This window comes from Halobaculum magnesiiphilum (assembly GCF_019823105.1).
GTDB classification, from domain to species: domain Archaea; phylum Halobacteriota; class Halobacteria; order Halobacteriales; family Haloferacaceae; genus Halobaculum; species Halobaculum magnesiiphilum.
Map to the genome: position 1 here is coordinate 2175283 of NZ_CP081958.1, position 20415 is coordinate 2195697.

Genomic DNA, 20415 nt, shown 5'->3' on the forward strand with positions numbered 1-20415 from the left:
TTCGGTACGTCGCCGGAGAATGAGACCTCCGGAGTCGGTGTGTCATCCGGTGAATCAGGTTCGGTTGACAGTGTCGCGGTTTCTCGATCGATCGGCTCGGATCGCTCTCGACCGACCTCGACAGCGACGGCCCCTTTCAGTCCCACCCACAGCACCGCACAGTGGCCTCCCCCTCCCCAACCGACTCGCTCGGCTTCGCCTCGCTCGCCCCTCGCGCGCCCTCGCTCGCGCACGAGGCGCGAGCGCCGCACGCCACCGCGACGCCGTATCTACCACCGCACGCTCACCACCCGTTCTCGATGTCCTCGTTCAGCGCCTCCAGGATCCGCTCGGTCGTGTTCGCCACCACCTGCTCCATGAACCCCGGGTCCGAGTTCGTCGGGTCGCCGAGCCCGCCCAACTCGGTCACGTCCGAGAAGTACGTCCACGAGCGCGTCTCCGGGAGGTCGTCGGCCTCCTGTGGTTCCTTCCGGTCGGACTTCACGAGGTCCTCGCGCACCAGTTCGACGAAGCTCGTCTCGTGGTCGCCGGCGTGGCCCCATCCCTCGCCGAAGTGGTCCTCCAACTCGTCGCGCCCGAAGTCCGTCCAGTGGACGAAGTGGGCGCCGATGTCGTGGTCGCGGTTCAGCCGGTCGGTGGCGAGCGCGAGCGCCTCCTTGTTGCCGCCGTGGCAGTTGAGAAAGAGCACGCGCTCGGCGCCGTGGTCCGCGAGCGAGGCGCCGATGTCGATGAGGGCCTGCTTGTAGGTGTCCTGCGAGAGCGTGATCGTCCCGGGGAACGGCATGTGGTGCTCGCTGTACCCGTACGGGAGCGTCGGCGCGCGCAACAAGTCGAGGTCGTGGTCGGACGCGGCGTCGACGAGCTCCGCCGAGAGGTGCCCGGCGCGGAGGCTGTCGGTGGAGAGCGGCAGGTGGACGGAGTGCTGCTCGGTGCTGCCGGTGGGGACGACGACCGCGTCGGCGCCGAGGAAGGCGTCGCCCGCGTCCTCCCAAGTCATCGTCGCCAGATCGTGTTCGGTCTCGGGTTCGGGCATACGTCCGTGCCGGTCGCCCCGGGGCATACCCCTTCGGGAAGCGGCACGCCGGGGCCGCGCCGGCACACGGGGGGTTCGGCGGCCCCCGACGGGCCACGCGGCTTGAAGTCGCGCCGGCCCGACCCCGGACCATGAACGACGAGGGACGCGCCGCGGCGGCCGACCTGATCCGGCGAACGATGCGGCGCGACCGGCTCCCCGGCGTCAGCGTCGCCGTCGTCGACCGCGACGGCGTCCGCTACGCCGAGGGGTTCGGCGCCCGCGACCTGGCGGGGAACCGCCCGGCGACGCCGGAGACGCTGTACGGCGTCGGATCCGTCACCAAGTCGGTGACGGCGCTGGCGATCGCGCAACTGGCCGAGGCGGGGATGCTCGACTTCGACGACCCGGTCTCGGACCACCTCGACGTGGACCTCGGCGACGACCCCGACGACCCGATCCGGCTGCGGCACCTCCTGTCGCACGCCTCCGGGGTCCCGTCGCTGGCGACGAGCGAGGCGCTCATCGGCCGCCGGCTCCGCCGCGACACCGACACCCTCCCGCTGTCGACGGAGGCGGACTTCCGGGCGCACGTCGAGGGCGCCGTCGGCGGCGACGGTCGCGGCGGAGACGGTCGCGGCAGCGACACCGGCGGCGACGACACCGACGGCGCGGGTTCGGTCGGCGGCGGTTCAGTCGGCGGCGACGCGGCCGGCGGCCCGACGACCGCGGGCACCGAACACGTCGGCGCGCCCGGCGAGCGGTTCGCCTACAGCAACGAGGGGTACGTTCTCCTGGGCGACGTGATTGAGGCGTGTACCGGCCGCCCGTACGATCGCTACGTCGCCGAGCACGCCCTCGACCCGCTCGGGCTCGACCGCGCCACCTTCGACGACACGGCGTTCGCGATGGACGACGACCACGCCACCATGTACCTGCGCGAGGACCGGGGGTCCGGTCCCGCCGCCGCCCACGCCCGCGGCGGGCCCGCGGGCGACGCCGGAGGACGGGACGACCTCGTGGCGGCGTCGGTTCCCGTCCGCGAGCTGTCGCGGCCGGCGGGCGGGCTGTTCGCCTCGGTCGAAGGGCTCGGGCGGTACGCCCGGCTGCTGTTGAATGACGGGAGCCTCGACGGCCGGGAGGTCGTCTCGCCCGAGTCGGTCGCGGCGCTCACCGAGGGGCGCGTCGACACGCCCGGCGGCCCGTACGGCTTCGGGTGGCGGACCCGCGAGTCGTGCGGCCGGGAGCTCGTCGGCCACTCCGGGTCCATCGCCGTCTCGACGGCGTACGTCGGATTCAGCCCCGAGGCGGGGATCGGCGTCGCCGTCGCCGCGAACGCCGCGCCGGGCTACCCGCTGGTCCGGCTCGGGGAAGGGGTGTTCGCGTGCGCGCTCGGGGAGGAGCCGTCGGAGGCGGTCCCGTTCTTCGAGCGCCGCCGGCGCTTCGACCGGCTGGCCGGCGAGTACGCCTCGTATCGTGGTGTGAAGCGTGCGATCGTCACCCGCGACGGCGGCGGCCTGCGGCTCGAATTGGCCGGCCCGCTCGGCGGCGAGTCGCTGCCGTTGACCGAAGCCGCCGGCGACGACCCGCACGCGTTCACGACGTCCAACGAGGCGGGCGAGCGGGTGCCCGTGGAGTTCCGCGTCGGCGACGAGGACGGCGGCGGGGACGACAGAGCCGGAGGCGACGCCGGCGCAGCATCGGACGGCGGTCGGGGCGTCGACCTGTTGTACGACCGCTGGCACCTCCACAAGGTCGCGGACGACCCCGAGGCGTCGCTGTAGCCGCGTTTCGTCCCGCGGCGCGATCGGCGGACGACCCGGGACGGACCGTGTGACGGCCACCCGCGAAAGGGTTACAAAGGGATTCGGCATACTCTCCGGCAACTGATGGAACTGATCGTCACCGAGAAGGACAACGCCGCGCGGCGCCTCTCGGAGATCCTCTCGAACGGGGACTTCGACACGGAGCGGCGGGCCGGCGTCAACGTCTACCGCTGGGGCGGCACCCGCTGCATCGGGCTGTCGGGCCACGTCGTCGCGGTGGACTTCCCCCCGGAGTACGACGACTGGCGGGACGTGGAGCCGGTCGAACTCATCGACGCGCCCGTCCGCAAGCGCCCGACCCAGGAGGGGATCGTTCGCGCGCTGCGGCTGCTCTCGCGGGACGCCGACCGCGTCGTCATCGCGACCGACTACGATCGCGAGGGGGAGCTGATCGGCAAGGAGGCCTACGAGCTGATCCGCGAGGTGAACGAGGACGTGCCCGTCGACCGGGTGCGCTTCTCCTCGATCACGGAAAACGAGGTGCGCGGTGCGTTCGAGGACCGCGACGAGATCGACTTCGACCTGGCCGCGGCGGGGGAGGCGCGCCAGATCATCGACCTGATCTGGGGGGCGTCGCTGACGCGGTTCCTCTCGCTGTCGGCCCGCCAACTCGGCAACGACTTCATCTCCGTCGGGCGGGTGCAGGGGCCGACGCTGAAGCTCATCGTCGACCGCGAGCGCGAGATCGAGGCGTTCGACCCCGAGGACTACTGGGAGCTGTTCGCCGACCTCCTGAAGCGCGAGGGCGCGGAATCGGACCCCGACCAGGACGCCTTCGACGCGCAGTACTTCTACGAGGACGACGACGGCACCGAGGCCGAGCGCGTCTGGGACGAGGCGACCGCCGACGCCGTCTACGGCCGCCTGCGGGAGGCCGAAACGGCGACCGTCTCCTCGGTGCGTCGCCGCCGCCGGACCGACGAGCCACCCGCGCCGTTCAACACGACGCAGTTCATCCGCGCGGCCTCCTCGATCGGCTACTCCGCCCAGCGGGCGATGAGCATCGCCGAGGACCTGTACACGGCCGGGTTCATCACCTACCCGCGGACGGACAACACCGTCTACCCCGACGACCTCGACGAGCGCGAGCTGCTGGACGACCTGTCGATGGGCCGCGAGTTCGGCGACGACGCCGAGTCGCTGCTGGAGTTGGACGACATCGAGCCGACCGAGGGCGACGAGGAGACGACCGACCACCCGCCGATCCACCCGACGGGCGAGCTGCCGGCGGCCTCGGAGCTCTCCGACGACGAGTGGGAGGTGTACGAGCTGGTCGTGCGCCGGTTCCTCGCGACCTGCGCCCCCGACGCCGAGTGGGAGCACCTCCGCGTCGTCACCGAGGTCGACGAGGGCGACGACGGCGTGGGTATCGACGAGGGCGCGCTCAGGCTCAAGTCCAACGGCAAGCGCCTCACCGAGGAGGGGTACCACGCGGTGTACCCGTACTTCTCGACCAACGAGAGCTACGTCCCCGACGTGACCGAGGGCGAGGCGCTGGAGATCGTGGAGACGGCGCTGGAGGCCAAGCAGACCCAGCCGCCGCGGCGGTACGGCCAGTCGCGGCTCATCGAGACGATGGAGGACATGGGGATCGGGACGAAGGCGACGCGCCACGACGTGATCCAGAAGCTGTACGACCGGGGATACATCGAGAGCGACCCGCCGCGTCCGACCGGGCTCGCGAAGGCGGTCGTCGAGGCCAGCGAGGAGTTCGCCGACCGGATCGTGAGCGACGAGATGACCGCCCAACTGGAGGCGGACATGCAGGCCATCGCCGCCGGCGACAAGGAGTTCGACGAGGTCGCCGACGAGTCCCGGGAGATGCTCTCGCGGGTGTTCGAGGAGCTCGCGGAGTCGCGCGAGGAGGTCGGCGACCACCTCCAGAAGTCGCTGAAGGCGGACAAACAGCTCGGGCCGTGTCCCGAGTGCGGCGACACGCTACTCGTGCGCAAATCGCGCGCCGGCTCGTATTTCGTCGGCTGCGACGGCTACCCCGAGTGCGAGTACACGCTCCCGCTGCCGTCGACGGGCAAGCCGCTCATCCTCGATGAGGTGTGCGACGACCACGGGCTGAACCACGTGAAGATGCTCGCCGGGCGCAAGACGTTCGTCCACGGCTGCCCGCAGTGTCAGGCCGACGAGGCCGACGAGGAGGAGGACGAGGTCATCGGTCAGTGCCCCGACTGTGGCGAGGAACACGGCGGCGACCTCGCCATCAAACGCCTCCGGTCGGGCTCACGGCTGGTCGGCTGTACCCGGTACCCCGACTGCGACTACTCGCTGCCGCTGCCGCGCCGCGGGGAGATCGAGGTGACCGACGAGACCTGCGAGGAGCACGACCTCCCGCACCTCGTCGTCCACTCGGGCGACGAGCCCTGGGAGCTTGGCTGCCCGATCTGCAACTACCGGGAGTACCAGTCGCGCCAGGCGGGCTCGGAGCTGGAGACGATCGACGGGATCGGCGAGAAGACCGCCGAGAAGCTGAAGGACGCCGGCGTGAACGACGTCTCCTCGCTCAAGGAGATGGAACCGGACGCGCTCGCCGAGCAGGTCGACGGGGTCGGCCCGGACACCGTGCGCGACTGGCAGGCGAAAGCCGATTAACTCCGATATCCGTTCCACGGCCCTCCCCGTCGAAGACGCTATGGGGATCTGCGACGACGTCGGAGCGGTGAACACTGACCGCAACCCCGACGACGCGACGTTCGTCGACGATCTGCCGGCGAACGCCCGCGAGGAACTCGTTCGGTACGTCGCTCGAACGAACCGCGAGCGGAACCGAGCGATCTACGACGCGTTGGCCGACGAGTAGCCGGCGCCCTCGCGACCTCCCCGCAGGCACCCGTTTTCTGCGGTTGGTCGTCGGTCGTTTCGCTTCCCTCGTCTCAACGGGATTACCCGCGCCCGCATCCTGGCTTCACCCCGACCAGTCAGTACCTTTATTTATAACTGAACGAGTGTTCAGCCGTGGCCCTTCAGACAGCCCTCCGGCGGACGCCCTCGACGTTGGCGTCCAACCCCGTCCTGTTCGTGCCAGTGCTCGCGTTGACCCTCGTGCAGGTGCCGCAGTTGCTCCTGCAGTCGAGCGCGCCGCTGATCGCGAGCCTCGTCTCGCTCGCGGCCTCGGCGCTGTACCTCGTCGCGGTGCCGTTCTTCCAGGCTGGGATCATCGGCATGGCCGACGAGGCGCTCGACGGGCGCACGTCGCTGTCGACGTTCGTCGCGAACGGGAAGGAACACTTCGTCTCCGTGTTCGTGGTGTACCTGATCCTGCTGGTGGTGAACGTCGCGCTCGGGATGATCGCGTTCGTCGCCGGCATCGTCGGCGTCGTGAGTCTCCTCGGCTCGATGCCCACGGGCACGCCCGACCCCGGCGGGGTGAACGTCGCGCTGTTGGCCGCCGTCGCCGTCGTGGTGCTCGCGGTGGTGCTCGCGTACCTCGTCGTCGCGTTCCTGATCCAGTTCTACGGGCAGGCGATCGTGATCGACGGCTACGACGCGATCGAGTCGATCACACACAGCGCCGGCGTCGTCCGCCGCAACGTCGTGAGCGTGCTCGGCTACTCCGTCCTCGTCGGCGTGCTCGCGGGCGGCTTCGGGCTGGTTATCGGCCTCGGGTCCGCGCTGGCGGCGCCGCAGTTCGGCGCGGGCGCGCCCGTCGACCCGTTCGTCGTCTCCATGCCGTCGCTGGGGGCGGTCGCGATCTCCGCGGTGACGGTCGTGCTCGGGACGCTGTTCGGCGGCTTCTTCGGGACGCTGTCGGTGGCGTACTACCGGGAGTTGACGGGGTAAGTGCGGCCGACGGTCGTTACTCGCTGATACCGCTGAGTCCCGACAGCGGGGTCGCGCCGGCGACGATGGCGCCGGTCGCGAGGATCGCGGCCGACAGCACGATGAAGTCGCCGCTGGGTGAGTAGCCCGCGAGGCCGGCGCCGACCTGCACGATGAACACCGTGATGAAGAAGCTCAGGATGGCGAACACCAGCAGGACGAGCGATGCGATGACACTACTGACTAAGGCGCCGAAGGAATCCAAGAATCCCACGTTCCGTAACGAGGATTGCGGGACGGTTACCAGTTGGGTATTACTTGCGTCATGCGACCTTCACCGCCGGACGTTCGCCAGCGGCTGGATCGGCCTCTCCGACGACCGGCACGCGCTCGTGAGGGAACACCCCGACCACCTCGGTTACGACGGATTCGAGCCGCTGGCCGACGATCAGTTCCGGGCCCCCTCCGGGCCGGAGTACCGCCCGGCTCGTCTCTACATCCGCGAGCACCGTGGGCTGAACGACGTTTCGACGGCCTGACCGGCCACGTCTCCAACCACATCGCTCGCATCCGCGCCCTTTTTAGCACTCTGCACACCATCCCCACCAACATGAGCGCCCCCTGGGAGGAGTGGGATCACGTCCTGAAGATCGACCCGGACAAGGAACTGTACGGCGACGAGACGTTCGCGGACGCCTGCGAGACCGGCACGGACGCCATCGAGATCGGCGGCACGCTGGACGTGACCTCCGAGAAGGCGACCCGCGTCATCGAGGCGTGCAAGGAACACAACGTCCCGCTGTACCAGGAGCCGTCGAACCCGGCGGTCGTCGTCGACGACGACGCGCTCGACGGCTACCTCATCCCGACCGTCTTCAACGCCGACGACCCGTTCTGGATCACCGGCGCCCACAAGGAGTGGGTGCGCATCGCCGACGACCTCGACTGGGACCGCACCCACACCGAGGCGTACATCGTGCTCAACCCCGACGCCTCCGCCGCCGAGCTCACCGGCGCCGACTGCGACCTCACCCCCGAGGAGGTCGGCGCGTACGCCCGCGTCGCCGAGAAGATGTTCGGCCAGGACATCGTCTACGTCGAGTACTCGGGCACCCTGGGCGACCGCGAGACCGTGAAGGCCGCCCACGACGCGCTCGACGACTCGACCCTCTTCTACGGCGGCGGCATCCACGACTACGACGACGCCCACGCGATGGGGAAAGTGGCCGACACCGTCGTCGTCGGCGACCTGCTCCACGACGAGGGCGCCGACGCCGTCCGCGAGACCGTCGAGGGCGTCACGGACGCCCACGCCGAGCTCGCCGACGCCTGAGTCGCGCCCGCGCTCGCGCCCGCTCCCCGCCTCCCCTCTGCGCTCACGCTCCGGTTCCCTCGTCGCCCCCGACGCTCACGTCTCGCGGTCACCGTCGCCGCCGACCCGCGGGAACCGCAGCGTGACGACGCTCCCGCCGCCCTCCCGGTCGTCGACGGACGTGGCGCCGTCGACGGCGTCGACGATCCAGTGGACCACCCACAGGCCCATGCCGGAACTGGACTCCAGCGCGTCCTCGCCGCCCTCCTCGAGCACGGTCCGCTCGCGCTCGGGGAACCCCGGGCCGTCGTCGGCGACCGACACCTCGACGACTCCGCCGCCCTCGTCGCCAGCGTGCGCGCCACCGGCACTGCCGGGGCCGCCGGCACCGCCGGCAGTTCCGACATCGGCGCGCTCGGCCGCGAGCGTACCGTCGGGGTGGACCCGCACGACGACCTCGACGGTCGGGTCCGTCGCGTCGTTGTGCTCGACGGCGTTCTCGACGACGTTGTGGATCGCCGACTCCAGCAGGTCGTGCCCCGGCACGATCGCCCGCCCGGGATCGGCGTCGGTCCGGAACGACACCGTCGCCTCCGGGTAGTCGCGACCGATCGCGGCGACGACGCGCTCGGCGACGAGCGCGAGGTCGGTCGTCTCCTCGACGTGCTCGTCGCCCAGCACCGCGTCCTCCGCGAGGCGGGCGTGGTCGCTCAGGCGTTCGATCCGCTCTGCGCGCGCCTCGATCCCGTCAAGGTACTCGACGATGTCGGCGCCGCCCTCGCGGCGCGCGCGGTCGAGGTAGCCCGCGATCACCGTGAGGTCGTTGCGCACGTCGTGGCGAAGCACCCGGTTGAGCACCGTGAGCACCTCGACGAGCTGCTCGTAGCGGGCGGTCGCCTCCTCGGCCTCGGCGGTGCGCATCCGGACGCGCACGTCGCCGATGCCGACGGCGGCGCCGAAGACGACGCCCCCGCAGGCCCAGCCGCCGGCGGCGGCCGGCGAGAACGAGTCGAGCGCCCCGACGGCGGCGCTGTACGCCTGCATCACCACCGCGCCCACGACGAGCGGGATCACGCCGACGACGAGCCAGCCGGCCAGGCGGGTGTGGTGCTCGCGCGGCAGGTCGACCCGGGCGACCCACGCGAGCACCGTCCCGTAGGCCCACACCGCACACAGCGGTCCGACGAGCCCCAACACGATCGACCCCGGGCTCCGGCCGGCCGAGGTGAACGCCAGCGCGGCGGTGCCGACGACCAGCGCGCCGGTGAACGCGCCGCTCGCGGCCAGCGCCCCCGAGAACCACGCCGGCCCACCGGTGTCGTCGCCGGCGTCGCCCGCGGCTGCCCCGTCGCCGGCGACGCCGGCACTCCCGCCGTCGGTCGCGACGCTGTTCGCGCCGCTGCGGTTCCCCCCGGGTCGGCCCGCGTCCGTCACTGCGGGTCGATTCGAGTCCGGAGGCATAAGCGTACCTTCCCGGGTATCACCGCGCGGAACCGGGCCGCCTCCCGCTGCCGACCGAACCTCCCGTGGTAAGCCTTCACGAGGCGTGACAACGGGGATCGACCGAGTTTAAAGCCTCGCGCCGGAACCGGGCTGTATGCACGGTCGAACCTACACGGCTGACGCGACCCCGGGCGAGGCGGTCACCGTCGCCGGCTGGGTCCACGAGACCCGCGACCTCGGCGGCATCGCCTTCCTGATCCTCCGCGACAAGACGGGGAAGATCCAGGTCAAGCTCGAGAAGGACGAGATGGACGAGGCGATGGTCGACACCGGCCTCGACGCCCACCGCGAGTCCGTCCTCAAGGTCGAGGGCGACGTGAAGGAGGAGCCCCGCGCGCCCACCGGCGTCGAGGTCGTCCCGACGGACATCGAGGTCGTCGCGCCCGCCGACCCCGAGCTCCCGCTCGACCCCTCCGGCAAGGTCGACGCCGAGCTTCCGACCCGGCTGGACAACCGCACGCTCGACCTCCGCAAGCCCGAGGTGCAGGCGGTCTTCGAGATCCGCGCGGAGCTGCTGGGCGCCGTCCGCGACGCCTTCCGGAGCCACGACGCCACCGAGATCAACACCCCGAAGATCGTCGCCACCGGCACCGAGGGCGGCACGGAGCTGTTCCCCATCTCCTACTTCGGCGAGGAGGCGTTCATGAACCAGAGCCCGCAGCTGTTCAAGCAGCTCATGGCCGGCTCCAACCTCGAACGCGTCTTCGAGATCGGCCCGATCTTCCGCGCCGAGGAGCACAACACGCCCCGCCACCTCAACGAGGCTCACTCCATCGACTTCGAGGGCGCCTTCTGTGACCACACCGAGGCGATGGACGTGGCCGAGGCGGTCACGAAGGCCGGCTACGAGGCCGTCGCCGAAAACTGCGCCGACGAGCTGGAGACGCTCGGCATCGCCGACGAGTTCGCGGTCCCCTCGGGCGAGTTCCCGCGCCTGAGCTACCAGGAGGCACTCGACCGCGTCAACGCGACGGGCGAGCTCGACGAGCACCTCGCGTGGGGCGACGACCTCTCGACGGAGGCCGAGCACGTGCTCGGCGAGGCGGTCGGCGAGCACTACTTCATCACCGACTGGCCCTCGGAGGTCAAGCCGTTCTACATCAAGGACCACGACGACGAGCCCGAGAAGTCGACCGGCTTCGACATGATGCACCCGCGCATGGAACTCGTCTCGGGCGGCCAGCGCGAGCACCGCCACGAGCAGCTCATCGCCGGCTTCGAGCAACAGGGCCTCGACCCCGAGGAGTTCGAGTACTATACGAAGATGTTCAAGTACGGCATGCCGCCCCACGCCGGCTGGGGGATGGGCGCCGAACGCCTCCTCATGACGATGCTCGATCTGGACAACATCCGCGAGGCCGTGCTGTTCCCGCGAGACCGCCAGCGGCTCAGCCCGTAGGCGAAGCCGCTATCGCGGGCGAGTGGGAGCAGGGAACCGCTCGCTGTGACCGTGTTCCCGCGCGACCGCCAGCGTCTCAGCCCGTGATCGATTTCCAGGCCCCGGCGTGACGGGCGGGACGGCTGTCAGCCGCTGACCGCGATCTGACGTTACCGAGGGGTGCCGCCCCCGTCTCGGACGATGGCGGGATCACGCGGACCACGGTCCTCCGACACGACCGGCGCCACTCAATCGGCGGTTTGAGCATTCAGTACCTCAATAGTGCCGCCCCCGCATGGATAACCCGTGATGCGACTACGACCCTCCCGCCGGCGACCTCGTCGCCGGCAGCCCTCCAAGCGTAGCGGTCTCCCAGCAACACCGTCCGACAGGTGGTGTCCGTGACTCGGATCGTTGGCACCAAGGTCCTTGCGGCGGCGCTCGTGTTCGTGCTCGTCGTCTCGGCCGTCCCGTCGACCGTCGGCGCGGTCGCGACGACGGGGGCGCCCACCCACGCGACGGAGCGGACGGACGAGGCCACCGCCACGATCGACACCGACGGGGACGAACTTCGGCTTCAGGCCGGACCGGGACAGGCCGTCTCCGGACGCACGTCGCTCCCCGCGGGAACGGAGGTGAGCGTCCGGCTCCACTCGACCGGCGACACCCAGCCGGCGTTCATCAGATCGGCCGACGCGGTCGTCGCGCCGGACGGCTCGTTCCGTGCGGTGTTCGACCTCTCGTCGGTCGAAGCGGGGGCGAGCGTCGAGGCGTCCGTCGTCCACAACGGAACGGTGCTGGCACGCACGCCCGGGCGGATACTCCAGTGCGAGTCGGCCTGTGCGGCCGTCATCCCGGAGACGCCGAACGCGACGGTGAACAGCCCGTCGCCGGACGGGACGATCGAGGCGGGTCCGGGGCGGACCGTCAACGGGACCGCGAACCTCCCGCCGGGGACCACCCTTACCGTACGGATGGAGGGGACGGGGTCGACCTCGTTCCTCCATCAGGGATCGGCGGTCGTCGACGACACGGGCGCGTTCCGGGCCGGATTCGACCTCACGCGGATCCCGGCGCCGGCAGCCGGACGGATCACCGTCCGACACAACGGCACGGTCATCGCGTCGCGGTCGGTCGAGGTAACGACGTGCGAGGACGACTGCGAGCCGCCGGAGCCGCCCGAGGCGGGTTCGGACTCCTCGACGATGCACCAGCGCAACCAGACGCTGTACGACGACCTCGCTACCGTCACGGTGGACCAGGGGTCGGTCGCCCGGATCGAGTTGACGCTCGAACCTCGCACGTCGACGCTCACGATCGGCGGGCCGAACCTCAGTTACGCGCTCAACCTCTCGGTGATCGACGGGAACGACGACGACCGCGTCGTCGTGCTGTTCGAAACCGCCGCGATCGGTCAGGGTGACGCGGCGGTCTCCGTCGCGGACGAGCGCGACGAGGTCTCGGTCATCGACGAACGGGTGGACGGCAACCGATCGGTACTCGACGAGGGCGTCTATCCGCTCGTCCAGTCCGTCGGGGGGCTCTCGACGGAGCGCGACGACAACGCGACGACGTTCCTCGTCGAACGGGGCCGGCTGGCGGTGACGGACACGCCGATCGACGGGGACGGGAACGGATCGGTGGTCGAATCGCCCGGCATCGAGACCGAGAACGCGAGCGACCGGGACGCAGAACCCGAAACGATCCGGGGGACGATCGGGGAGCCGACCCGGATGACGGTCCGGACCGACGAGGCGAAGGCGATGATCGTCCGCATCGGGCCGTACAACGGCGCGTACACGCTCACTGCCGTCGTCCGCGACGGCGACGGCGACGAGCGTGTCGGCCTCGCGTTCGATACGAGTGTCGCCGCCGGAGTCCGCGACGGCGACCCGCTCGTCGCCACATCGAGCGAGGACTCCGTCGTCGTCACCTACGAGAACGGAACGCTCGCGGCGGACACGTATCGGATCGTCCTCTCGCGTACCGACGGGCTTCCGGAGGACCGCGACTGGGAGACGGCTACCGACGAGACGGGCCGGATCGTCGAGTCGACGAGGTTCGTCGTCGCCGAGGGCGTGCAGAGCCCGACCCAACGCGACGATCGAGCGTCCCCCCGCGGGGGGATTCCGATCGTCCCGATCGGCGCACTCGCGGTGGCCGGGCTCTTCGCGACCGTGGGGATCGGGCTGGTCACCGGGGCGATTAAACGCTGACACGAGGAACCGTGGCAGTGATCGGGACGTGCGACCGCCCAGACGGCGACGTCGACAGGGAGGCTTCCGCACGACACGACAGGGGTGCGAACATGCAGGGACACGGAGCATCGAACGATGTGGCGTGACGGTCGCGACGGTCCCCGGGCGACCCTCGCCGGGATCCGAGGACGGATCCGTGTGGACCGGGAGCGGCTGCGACTGATCGCTGCGACGGTCCTCGCGATGTTGCTCGTCCTCGGGGCCCTCCTCGGATCGATCGCGTGGGGACTCGGCGCTGACCGTCCGGCACCGAGCGAGGCTAGCCGGTCGGAACCGACCGCCGTCGACGAGCTACACGAACGCGGAGTCACGGGGTCGAACGTCACGGTCGGGGTCGTCTCCGCGACGGGAGTCGACCCGTCCGCGGCCGGCGTCGACGACCGGGTCGTCGCGGCCCGCGCGTTCGGGACCGATGGCGTGGTACCCGCCTCGGAGTCGGCCCGTCACGGGACGGCGACGGCCGCGACGGTCGCCGATGTCGCGCCCGACGCCGAGTTCTACCTCGCGTCGTTCGACGCCGCGACGGACTTCACGGCGGCGCTGCGGTGGATGCGGCGGTCGAACGTCGACGTGATCGTCGCCCCCGTCTCGTTGTACGCCCGGACCGACGGTGACGCCGACGTGAACCGGGCCATCGAACGGACGGTCGCCGCCGGTTCGATCGTCGTCGTCCCGGCCGGAAACGTCGGACTGAGCCACTGGCGGGGCGAGTTCGCGCCGAACCGGACGGGAACGCATCGGTTCGCCGGCGGTCCTCGAACCTACCTCCGGGGCGAGGACTCGCGGGTGTCCGTGTGGCTGTCGTGGAACCGATCGGTGGCGCCGACGCGAGCCGAGCAGACGGGCGAGGACGAATCGCCGTCTCCCCCGTTCAGCGTCGAGTTGTATCGCGAAACCGAGCGAGGAAGCAGACTCGTCGGTCGGTCGGTCCCGTATCACCCCTCGGACGGCCGAACGGTGCGGCTGTCCCGTCGCGTCGATCCCACGGGGACGTACTTCGTCACGATACGCGGCCCCCGTGATCCGGATCCGGTCGCGCTTCGGCTACTCTCGCCCACGCACACGCTTCAGTACCGCGACCGCGCCGGCAGTCTCGTGGCTCCGGGCGACGCACAGCGGGCGATCACCGTCGGCGCGTGGGACCCCCGACGGGAACGGGTACATCGATACAGCGGCGCCGGATCGACCGCCGACGGGCGTACCGGTGTCGATGTCGTCGCGCCGTCGCCCCTGGAGGCCCCACCCGTCGCGGCGGAGTTCGACGGAACGTCCGCGGCGTCGGCGTACGTCGCGGGCGTCGCCGCGCTCGTTCGGTCGGCGAACCCGGACCTGGCCCCTCGACAGGTCAACGCGGTGCTCGCGGCGACGGCGGGCGACGTCGGCCCCGCCGGGCGGGATCCCGTCAGCGGATACGGGGTGGTCGCGCCGAACGCCGCCGTCGGCCGCGCCCGCAACCTCTCCACGTGACGCCCCACCGATCAAATCGCCGTTTGAACGATACGTGCGTATTTGGTTCTCGAATCGCAACTATCGAACACAGCAATGGCGAGTCCGATCGAACGTCTTCGCGGACGTACCGCCCGCCCCGCCACGGAGTCGCGCGTCATCGATCTGGCCGGGGAGGAGTCGGAGGACGTCCTCGACGCGCTGGCTACCGGGACCCGCCGGCAGCTGTACCTGTCGCTGTTCGACTCGACGGCGACGACGAGCGAACTCGCCGAACGCGTCGACACGTCGGTACAGAACGTCCACCATCACGTCTCGGTGCTCCGTGATGTCGGCCTCGTCAGGCCGGTCGACACGGTCTACTCGGAGAAGGGGAACGAGATGACGGTGTACGGCCCGGCCTCGGACCCGTTGGTGCTCGTCGGCGGCCATCGACACATGGACTCGGACGACGTCTCCCTCGCCGATCTCGTTGCCGGAGTCGGACTGCTCGCGCTCGCGAGCGTGGTCGTGCAGTGGGCGGCCGAACGGCTGTGGACGCAGGTGTCCACGGTACCCGGCGCGGTCGGCACGGCCAGCTACGCCGATGGCGGGTCCTCGCTCGTTGCCACGATCGCGTGGTTCGTCTTCGAGGTCGTCGAACCCGGGGTGCTGTTTTTCGTTGCGGGGCTCCTCGTCGCCGTTCTCGTCTCGCTCGCGTCCGGCGGGGATCGGACTCGTTGATCCCCTCATCGCCGCCGCGACTCACCTGACCCGCTCGTTCTCGCCGTCGTCGCCGCGCCGCCACCGCGCCACCTCCGCGCCGCAGTCCGCACAGACGGTGACGAGCTGCGCCTCGTCGTCGGGCGCGCGTTCGATCGACACCGGGACCTCGTCGCCACAGGCTGGACAGTCGTCGCGCTTCAGCTGCTCGCCGTACGCCAGTGGCGCGCCAAGCGCGAGCGCCGTCACCCGATCCTCGCCGAAGTTCCACCCGCGCTGGAACTGCCCCGGGGGGATCCGGATCGCCTCCATCGGCCCGACCTCGACCTCGCGGCGCTCGGCCGGCGCGCCGGGTTCGGCCGAGCCGACGGGGTCGTCCGGGTCCTCGGGCTCGGGGCCGACGACCCACGTCGCGGTTCCCGAGAGCACGACGAACACCTCCTCCTGCACCTCGTGGGTGTGGTAGGCGAACGCGAACGAGTCGCCGGGCGCGAGCTCGTAGTAGTTGATCGCGAGGTCCTCACAGCCGAGCGCGTCGGTGAGGTGGCGCATCACCGCCGCCGGCTGCAGCGAGTTGTCGAGGTCGTCGAGGACGACGTGGTCCATACCGGAGGGGACGAGCGTCGCGACAAAAGGTCGCGGGTCCGCGCCGCCGGAGCGACAAAAATCTGCTGGCAACCGTCTTACACGTCTGGCGCGTCACGTCTCTACCTATGGAAGACAGCGACGCCGAACTCCACGAGGCGGTGCTCGCGGAGGCCGGCAACCGCGGGCCGACGATGCGAGTTCGCGACCTGGTCTCGATCGTCGAGCGCTCCCACCGCGACGGCGCCGGCGTGGCGACGGACCTGGTCGAACGGTACGTCGAGGCGGTGGGTGAGGACGGCCCCGTCGAGGCCGATCGCCTGCGTTCGGGCCTCTCGGAGCGTCGCACGAGTGCGGAGTCGTGGGTCGGTCCGGACGCGGTGTACGAGGTGGGCGAGGACCGCGTGAGCGCGTTCCCGAACCTGTGGCACGACAGGCTCGGGCCGGACGCCGATCTGCGGGGGTTCGTCGAGACGATCCGCGCGGACGTGGACGACACGAACGAGGCGTTCGACGTCGGCGGCGCCGGCCGCGGCGTCCCGCGGAGCGTCCTCGTCGAGGCGGCCGCCGTGATCGCCGGCGTCGACCCCGAGGAGACGGCGGCGGCGCTGGACGGCTTCCGGCGCGAGGGCGTCTTCAGGGTCGACGCGGACCAACACCCCCACGCTCGGGTGCAGTTCACCGACAAAGCGCGGCCCGAGTCGCTCTCCCCGGAGTAGTCGGCCGGGCGAGGTCCCGGGCCCGCCCGGAACCGAAACCCATACTCGCGCCCCGGCGCTCGGGCGCGTATGGACGAGGCGACCGCGTTCGCGCCGGGACACGTCACCGCCTTCTTCGCGCCGTACCCCGACCGCGACCCGGTTCGGGCCGGCTCCCGCGGCGCCGGCCTCGCGCTCTCGGACGGCGTCGAGGTGACCGTCCGACCCGCCGACGGGACCGGGGAGGGGTCGGACCCCGCCGGCGACGCCGGCCTCGCGTCGCTCGAACTCGACGGCGTGCCCGCCGGGATGGAGCCGGTGGAGCGGGTGCTCGCGGAGTTGAACGTCGCCGCCGAGGTCGAGGTGTTCAGCGACGTGCCGGTCGGCGCGGGCTTCGGCGTCTCCGGCGCCGCGGCGCTGGCGACCGCCCTCGCGGCGAACGCCGCCTTCGAGCTGGACCGCTCGGAGAACGACCTCGTGCGCGTCGCCCACGCCGCGGAGGCCGCCGCCGGAACCGGCCTCGGCGACGTGGTCGGGCAGTTCCGCGGCGGGCTCCCGGTTCGGCTGGAGCCGGGCGCCCCCGGCTACGGCCGCATGGACGGCGTGCCCGCGCGCCCCCGGGTCGAGTACGTCTCCTTCGGCGAACTCTCCACCGAGCGCGTGCTCGGCGGCGACCTCGACCCCGTCCGCGAGGCGGGCGAGGCGGCGCTGACGCGGCTGATGCGCGCCCCCGACGAGGCGGAGCTGCTCGCGGCCGGCCGGGAGTTCGCTGTCGAGGCCGGCCTGCAGGTTCCGGAGGTCGCGGAGGCGGTCGAGGCCGTCGAGGCGGAGGGCGGCCTCGCGTCGATGGCGATGCTCGGGCGCACGGTGTACGCGCTCGGAACCGGACTCTCCGACGCCGGCTACGACCCCGCGGCGTGTTCGATCCACCCGACGGGCGCGACGCTGCGCCCCGAGGAGTAGCCCCGGCCCGTTCCGAGACGGAGTCCCGGCCTCGCCGCCGAGGGGAAGTCCCCGGTCCGCCCCGAGTAAACGCGCTTTTCGTCCCCCGCCGACGAGTCGGGGGTATGACCGACGACGCCGGCGTCGACGGCGACGCCGAGACGGACGCGGACGACGAGCGCGGCGGCGACCCCGAGGTCCCCGCGGACCCCGAGCACGAGTCGGAGATCCCCGAGGACCACCCACGGTACGAGTCGCTGCTCACCCGCCACCGAATCGAACGCGGCGTGGACATCGGGATCACCTCGAAGCAGGGGCTCATCGCCGAGGGGCGCGGCGAGGCGTTCGACTACCTGCTGGGCGAGGAGACGCTCCCGAGCGCGGACGCCGCCGCCCGCGCGGCCGCCGCACACCTCCTGCTGGCCGAGCACCCCGTGCTCTCGGTGAACGGCAACGTCGCGGCGCTGGTGCCCGGCGAGATCGTCGACCTCGCCGAGGCGAGCGGCGCCGACATCGAGGTGAACCTGTTCAACCGAACCGACGAGCGCATGGCGGCCATCGCCGACCACCTCCGCGAGCACGGCGCGAGCGAGGTGAAGGGCCTCGCCGCCGACGGCCGGATCCCCGGCCTCAGTCACGAGCGCGCGAAGGTCGACGTGGACGGCATCGGCGACGCCGACGTGGTCGTCGTCCCGCTGGAGGACGGCGACCGCGCGGAGGCGCTGGGGGCGATGGGGAAAACCGAGATCGTGATCGACCTGAACCCGATGAGCCGGTCGGCGCAGGTCGCGGCCGTCCCGATCGTCGACAACATCATCCGCGCCGTCCCCAACATCACCCGCCACGCCGCGGAGCTGGCCGACGCGAGCGACGAGGAGCTGCGCGAGATCGTCGAGAACTTCGACCGCGAGGCCGCCCTCGACGAAGCTGAGCGCGCCATCCGCGAGGGCGACCTGGACTGAGCCGACGGCACGACGATTCCCGACACCCGAACGCAGTACGAGCGAGTGTCCGGGAGCGACGACACCCGGACGACCGGCGGATGGGACTGAAAGGGGCCGCGTCGCTCGGCGAACCCCGAACCCGTAAGCACGCGAGGGAGCGAGTGGAGCGAGCGACCGAGCGCGCGCAACGCGGTTCGCGGGAGTCGAGCGACGCGGGGGCTTTCGCGGTCGTCGGAACTCTCACGTCGCGGTCGGCGAACGCCACTCAGAGACCGAAATAGCTACCACGGAGTCGCGACTCCCACATCGATCAATGACCGACATCCGCGGCGTCGCCCTCGGCGCGTTCCGTCGCCCGGACACGGACGAGTACCTCGTCCAGCGGCTTCCCGGCACGCGCGACGGTCATCACTTCCACCGCTTCATCGGGGGCGGGATCGAGCCCGGCGAATCGAGCGACGCGGCCCTCGTTCGCGAGTTCCGCGAGGAACTCGGCGTCGCCGTCGAGGCCGGCCCCGCCGTCTGCACCGTCGAGAACCTGTTCGAGTACGACGGCGTCTCCCACCACGAGTTCGCCGTCGTCCGCGAGGCGCGGTTCGCCGACGCGGCGCTGTACGACCGCGAGCGGTTCCACGGGAGCGACGACGGCGGCATCGAGTACGAGGCGTACTGGCGCTCGCTCGCGGATCTCCGGGCCGCGGACGCTCCGTTCTTCCCCGTCGGCGTCGCGAACGCGCTCGCGAGCGACGAACACGTCCACGTCGTCAGCCCGCACGAGGCCGACGCCGCGGCCGTCGCCGACGGGGTCGCCGGCGCCGACGCCGCCATCGACGCCGATTCCGACGCACACGCTGACGCCGACACCGGCGAGTGATCAGTCGAACCCGGACACCAGCGTCACGAGCCACTGCATCGGGTCGCCCCGTTCGCGCACCTCAACCGACTCCACCCACTTGACCCACTGGAACCCCCGACGCCCGGGCGCGACGAGGCGCGCGGGGGCGCCGTGGCCGTGCGAGAGCGGCCGGTCGCGGACGTGCGTCGCCAGCAGCGCGTCCGCGGCCTCCTCGACCGGGAGCGACCAGCGGTAGCCCGTCACCGAGGTGAACCGGACGTACCGCGCCCCGTCCTCGACGCCCGCGGCGTCGAGCAGGTCGCCGACGCGGACGCCGCCCCACCGCTGGTGCGTGTACCACCCGGAGGTGCAGTCGAGCGTCGCCTCCAGTTCCGCGTCCGGTCCCGCCGGGGCGCCCCCGCCGTCCATGCCGCCCCCGAGGTCGTCGTAGCCGAGGTCCAGCTCCTCCCCGACCAGGCCGCGCACCGAGAGCGTCCACGAATCGGGGTCGACCGGGTCGGGGTCGTCCGCGACCCACGAGGTGACCGGGAAGCCGCCGCCCTCGGTCTCGGTGTCGTAGAGGTCGCCGGTCGGCTTCGAGCCGGTGAACCGTCGGCTCGCGCCGCCGAGCGCGCGATCGGCCGCCTCGCTCGCGCGCCACGCGACGGTGCCGGCGAGCAGGAGCGCGCCGACCTTGAGGGTCGCGCGACGGTCGGGATCCACGTCGCGCGGGGAGTGATAGCGCCCGCGGAGGTGATACAGAACGAGCGGCACCAGCAGGAGGCCGAGGCCGACGTGGAGGTTGAGGGTCGTCCACGCCAGGATCGGTACGTTGCCGCCGAGCACCCAGAAGGCGCCCGTCGCCAGCGCCGCGAGCGTGACGGCGGCCTGGAGGACGGATAGCGGCGTGAAGCGGTCCCACGAGGCCGTCGACGTGACGCGCCGGCGGACCCGCCACAGCTTGAACCCGACGAGCGCCGCGAGCGTCAGGCCGACCGTCGAGTGGAGCCAGAACACCCACGCGCCGCTGGGCGTGCCCCGGGTGAACGAGTACAGCCCCGAGGCGACCTCGAACGCGACGCAGGCGGCGATGGCCCAGTCGACAACGCGGGCCGGCGGCTCGACGCGGCGGAGGGCGCGAGCGACGGCGCCGCGGAGGCGGCTCATAGCCGATCGGAGGGGCCGGATCGACATAGGTTCGTG

General features: G+C 71.4%; 19 protein-coding genes. 14 read left to right on the top strand and 5 right to left on the bottom strand.

Going from position 1 to position 20415, the window contains the following annotated elements:
• Nucleotides 1–283: 283 nt before the first annotated feature.
• The gene (locus K6T50_RS11020; protein ID WP_225935309.1) at nt 284–1033 is read right to left on the bottom strand and encodes a creatininase family protein; all 750 of its coding nucleotides are present in this window, start codon (nt 1031–1033) and stop codon (nt 284–286) included.
• A gap of 131 nt (nt 1034–1164) precedes the next feature.
• On the opposite strand from K6T50_RS11020, the gene K6T50_RS11025 reads away from it, so the two are divergent.
• The 4 genes from K6T50_RS11025 to K6T50_RS11040 all read left to right on the top strand — a co-directional run bounded on the left by K6T50_RS11025 (nt 1165) and on the right by K6T50_RS11040 (nt 6630).
• Nucleotides 1165–2796, top strand: a complete 1632-nt coding sequence (locus tag K6T50_RS11025) for a serine hydrolase domain-containing protein (protein ID WP_222606644.1) — start codon at nt 1165–1167, stop codon at nt 2794–2796.
• 105 nt (nt 2797–2901) lie between these two features.
• Nucleotides 2902–5442 carry a DNA topoisomerase I gene (locus tag K6T50_RS11030; RefSeq protein ID WP_222606645.1) on the top strand — a complete coding sequence of 847 codons (2541 nt, stop codon included), beginning with the start codon at nt 2902–2904 and terminating at the stop codon, nt 5440–5442.
• 67 nt (nt 5443–5509) lie between these two features.
• Complete coding sequence (locus K6T50_RS11035) at nt 5510–5650, top strand: hypothetical protein (RefSeq protein WP_222608946.1); 141 nt, start codon at nt 5510–5512, stop codon at nt 5648–5650.
• A 155-nt stretch (nt 5651–5805) separates the two neighbouring features.
• Complete coding sequence (locus tag K6T50_RS11040) at nt 5806–6630, top strand: DUF7847 domain-containing protein (RefSeq protein WP_222606646.1); 825 nt, start codon at nt 5806–5808, stop codon at nt 6628–6630.
• A gap of 16 nt (nt 6631–6646) precedes the next feature.
• Here the strand turns inward: K6T50_RS11040 and K6T50_RS11045 are convergent, their stop codons facing one another.
• Nucleotides 6647–6883 carry a hypothetical protein gene (locus K6T50_RS11045; RefSeq protein ID WP_222606647.1) on the bottom strand — a complete coding sequence of 79 codons (237 nt, stop codon included), beginning with the start codon at nt 6881–6883 and terminating at the stop codon, nt 6647–6649.
• Between K6T50_RS11045 and K6T50_RS11050 the strand changes: the two genes are divergently transcribed.
• Both K6T50_RS11050 and K6T50_RS11055 read left to right on the top strand, forming a co-directional pair.
• On the top strand, nt 6795–7148 hold the full coding sequence (locus K6T50_RS11050) for a hypothetical protein (protein ID WP_222608947.1): 354 nt from the start codon (nt 6795–6797) through the stop codon (nt 7146–7148). The genes K6T50_RS11045 and K6T50_RS11050 overlap by 89 nt on opposite strands.
• A 71-nt stretch (nt 7149–7219) precedes the next feature.
• Nucleotides 7220–7942 carry a phosphoglycerol geranylgeranyltransferase gene (locus K6T50_RS11055; RefSeq protein WP_222606648.1) on the top strand — a complete coding sequence of 241 codons (723 nt, stop codon included), beginning with the start codon at nt 7220–7222 and terminating at the stop codon, nt 7940–7942.
• Nucleotides 7943–8017: 75 nt separating this feature from the next.
• Here the strand turns inward: K6T50_RS11055 and K6T50_RS11060 are convergent, their stop codons facing one another.
• The gene (locus tag K6T50_RS11060; RefSeq protein ID WP_222606649.1) at nt 8018–9355 is read right to left on the bottom strand and encodes a sensor histidine kinase; all 1338 of its coding nucleotides are present in this window, start codon (nt 9353–9355) and stop codon (nt 8018–8020) included.
• Nucleotides 9356–9518: 163 nt separating this feature from the next.
• Here K6T50_RS11060 and aspS point away from each other — a divergent pair, with 163 nt between their 5' ends.
• The 4 genes from aspS (at nt 9519) to K6T50_RS11080 (ending at nt 15229) form a co-directional block, all read left to right on the top strand.
• Nucleotides 9519–10823 (top strand): aspartate--tRNA(Asn) ligase, encoded by a 1305-nt coding sequence (aspS, locus tag K6T50_RS11065; protein WP_222606650.1) that lies wholly within the window; start codon nt 9519–9521, stop codon nt 10821–10823.
• Between the two features lie 380 nt (nt 10824–11203).
• Nucleotides 11204–13018, top strand: a complete 1815-nt coding sequence (locus K6T50_RS11070; protein ID WP_222606651.1) for a BGTF surface domain-containing protein — start codon at nt 11204–11206, stop codon at nt 13016–13018.
• A gap of 180 nt (nt 13019–13198) precedes the next feature.
• A complete protein-coding gene (locus K6T50_RS11075; protein ID WP_275673099.1) occupies nt 13199–14527 on the top strand; it encodes a S8 family serine peptidase in 1329 nt (442 codons plus the stop codon).
• Nucleotides 14528–14602: 75 nt separating this feature from the next.
• Nucleotides 14603–15229 (top strand): ArsR/SmtB family transcription factor, encoded by a 627-nt coding sequence (locus K6T50_RS11080; protein ID WP_222606652.1) that lies wholly within the window; start codon nt 14603–14605, stop codon nt 15227–15229.
• Between the two features lie 21 nt (nt 15230–15250).
• On the opposite strand, the gene K6T50_RS11085 is transcribed toward K6T50_RS11080, so the two are convergent.
• Nucleotides 15251–15814: a cupin domain-containing protein gene (locus K6T50_RS11085; RefSeq protein ID WP_222606653.1), complete on the bottom strand. Its 564-nt coding sequence runs from the start codon at nt 15812–15814 to the stop codon at nt 15251–15253.
• 107 nt (nt 15815–15921) lie between these two features.
• Here K6T50_RS11085 and K6T50_RS11090 point away from each other — a divergent pair, with 107 nt between their 5' ends.
• The 4 genes from K6T50_RS11090 to K6T50_RS11105 all read left to right on the top strand — a co-directional run bounded on the left by K6T50_RS11090 (nt 15922) and on the right by K6T50_RS11105 (nt 19251).
• Nucleotides 15922–16512, top strand: coding sequence for a hypothetical protein (locus K6T50_RS11090; RefSeq protein ID WP_222606654.1), 591 nt, complete (start codon nt 15922–15924; stop codon nt 16510–16512).
• 69 nt (nt 16513–16581) lie between these two features.
• Nucleotides 16582–17454: a pantoate kinase gene (locus K6T50_RS11095; RefSeq protein WP_222606655.1), complete on the top strand. Its 873-nt coding sequence runs from the start codon at nt 16582–16584 to the stop codon at nt 17452–17454.
• A 104-nt stretch (nt 17455–17558) separates the two neighbouring features.
• Nucleotides 17559–18395 (top strand): 4-phosphopantoate--beta-alanine ligase, encoded by an 837-nt coding sequence (locus K6T50_RS11100; protein WP_222606656.1) that lies wholly within the window; start codon nt 17559–17561, stop codon nt 18393–18395.
• 295 nt (nt 18396–18690) lie between these two features.
• Entirely contained in the window at nt 18691–19251 is a 561-nt protein-coding gene (locus tag K6T50_RS11105) for an NUDIX domain-containing protein (protein ID WP_222606657.1), read from the top strand.
• Here K6T50_RS11105 and K6T50_RS11110 read toward each other — a convergent pair whose 3' ends face one another.
• Nucleotides 19252–20379 carry a molybdopterin-dependent oxidoreductase gene (locus tag K6T50_RS11110; protein ID WP_222606658.1) on the bottom strand — a complete coding sequence of 376 codons (1128 nt, stop codon included), beginning with the start codon at nt 20377–20379 and terminating at the stop codon, nt 19252–19254.
• Between the last annotated feature and the right edge of the window lie 36 nt (nt 20380–20415).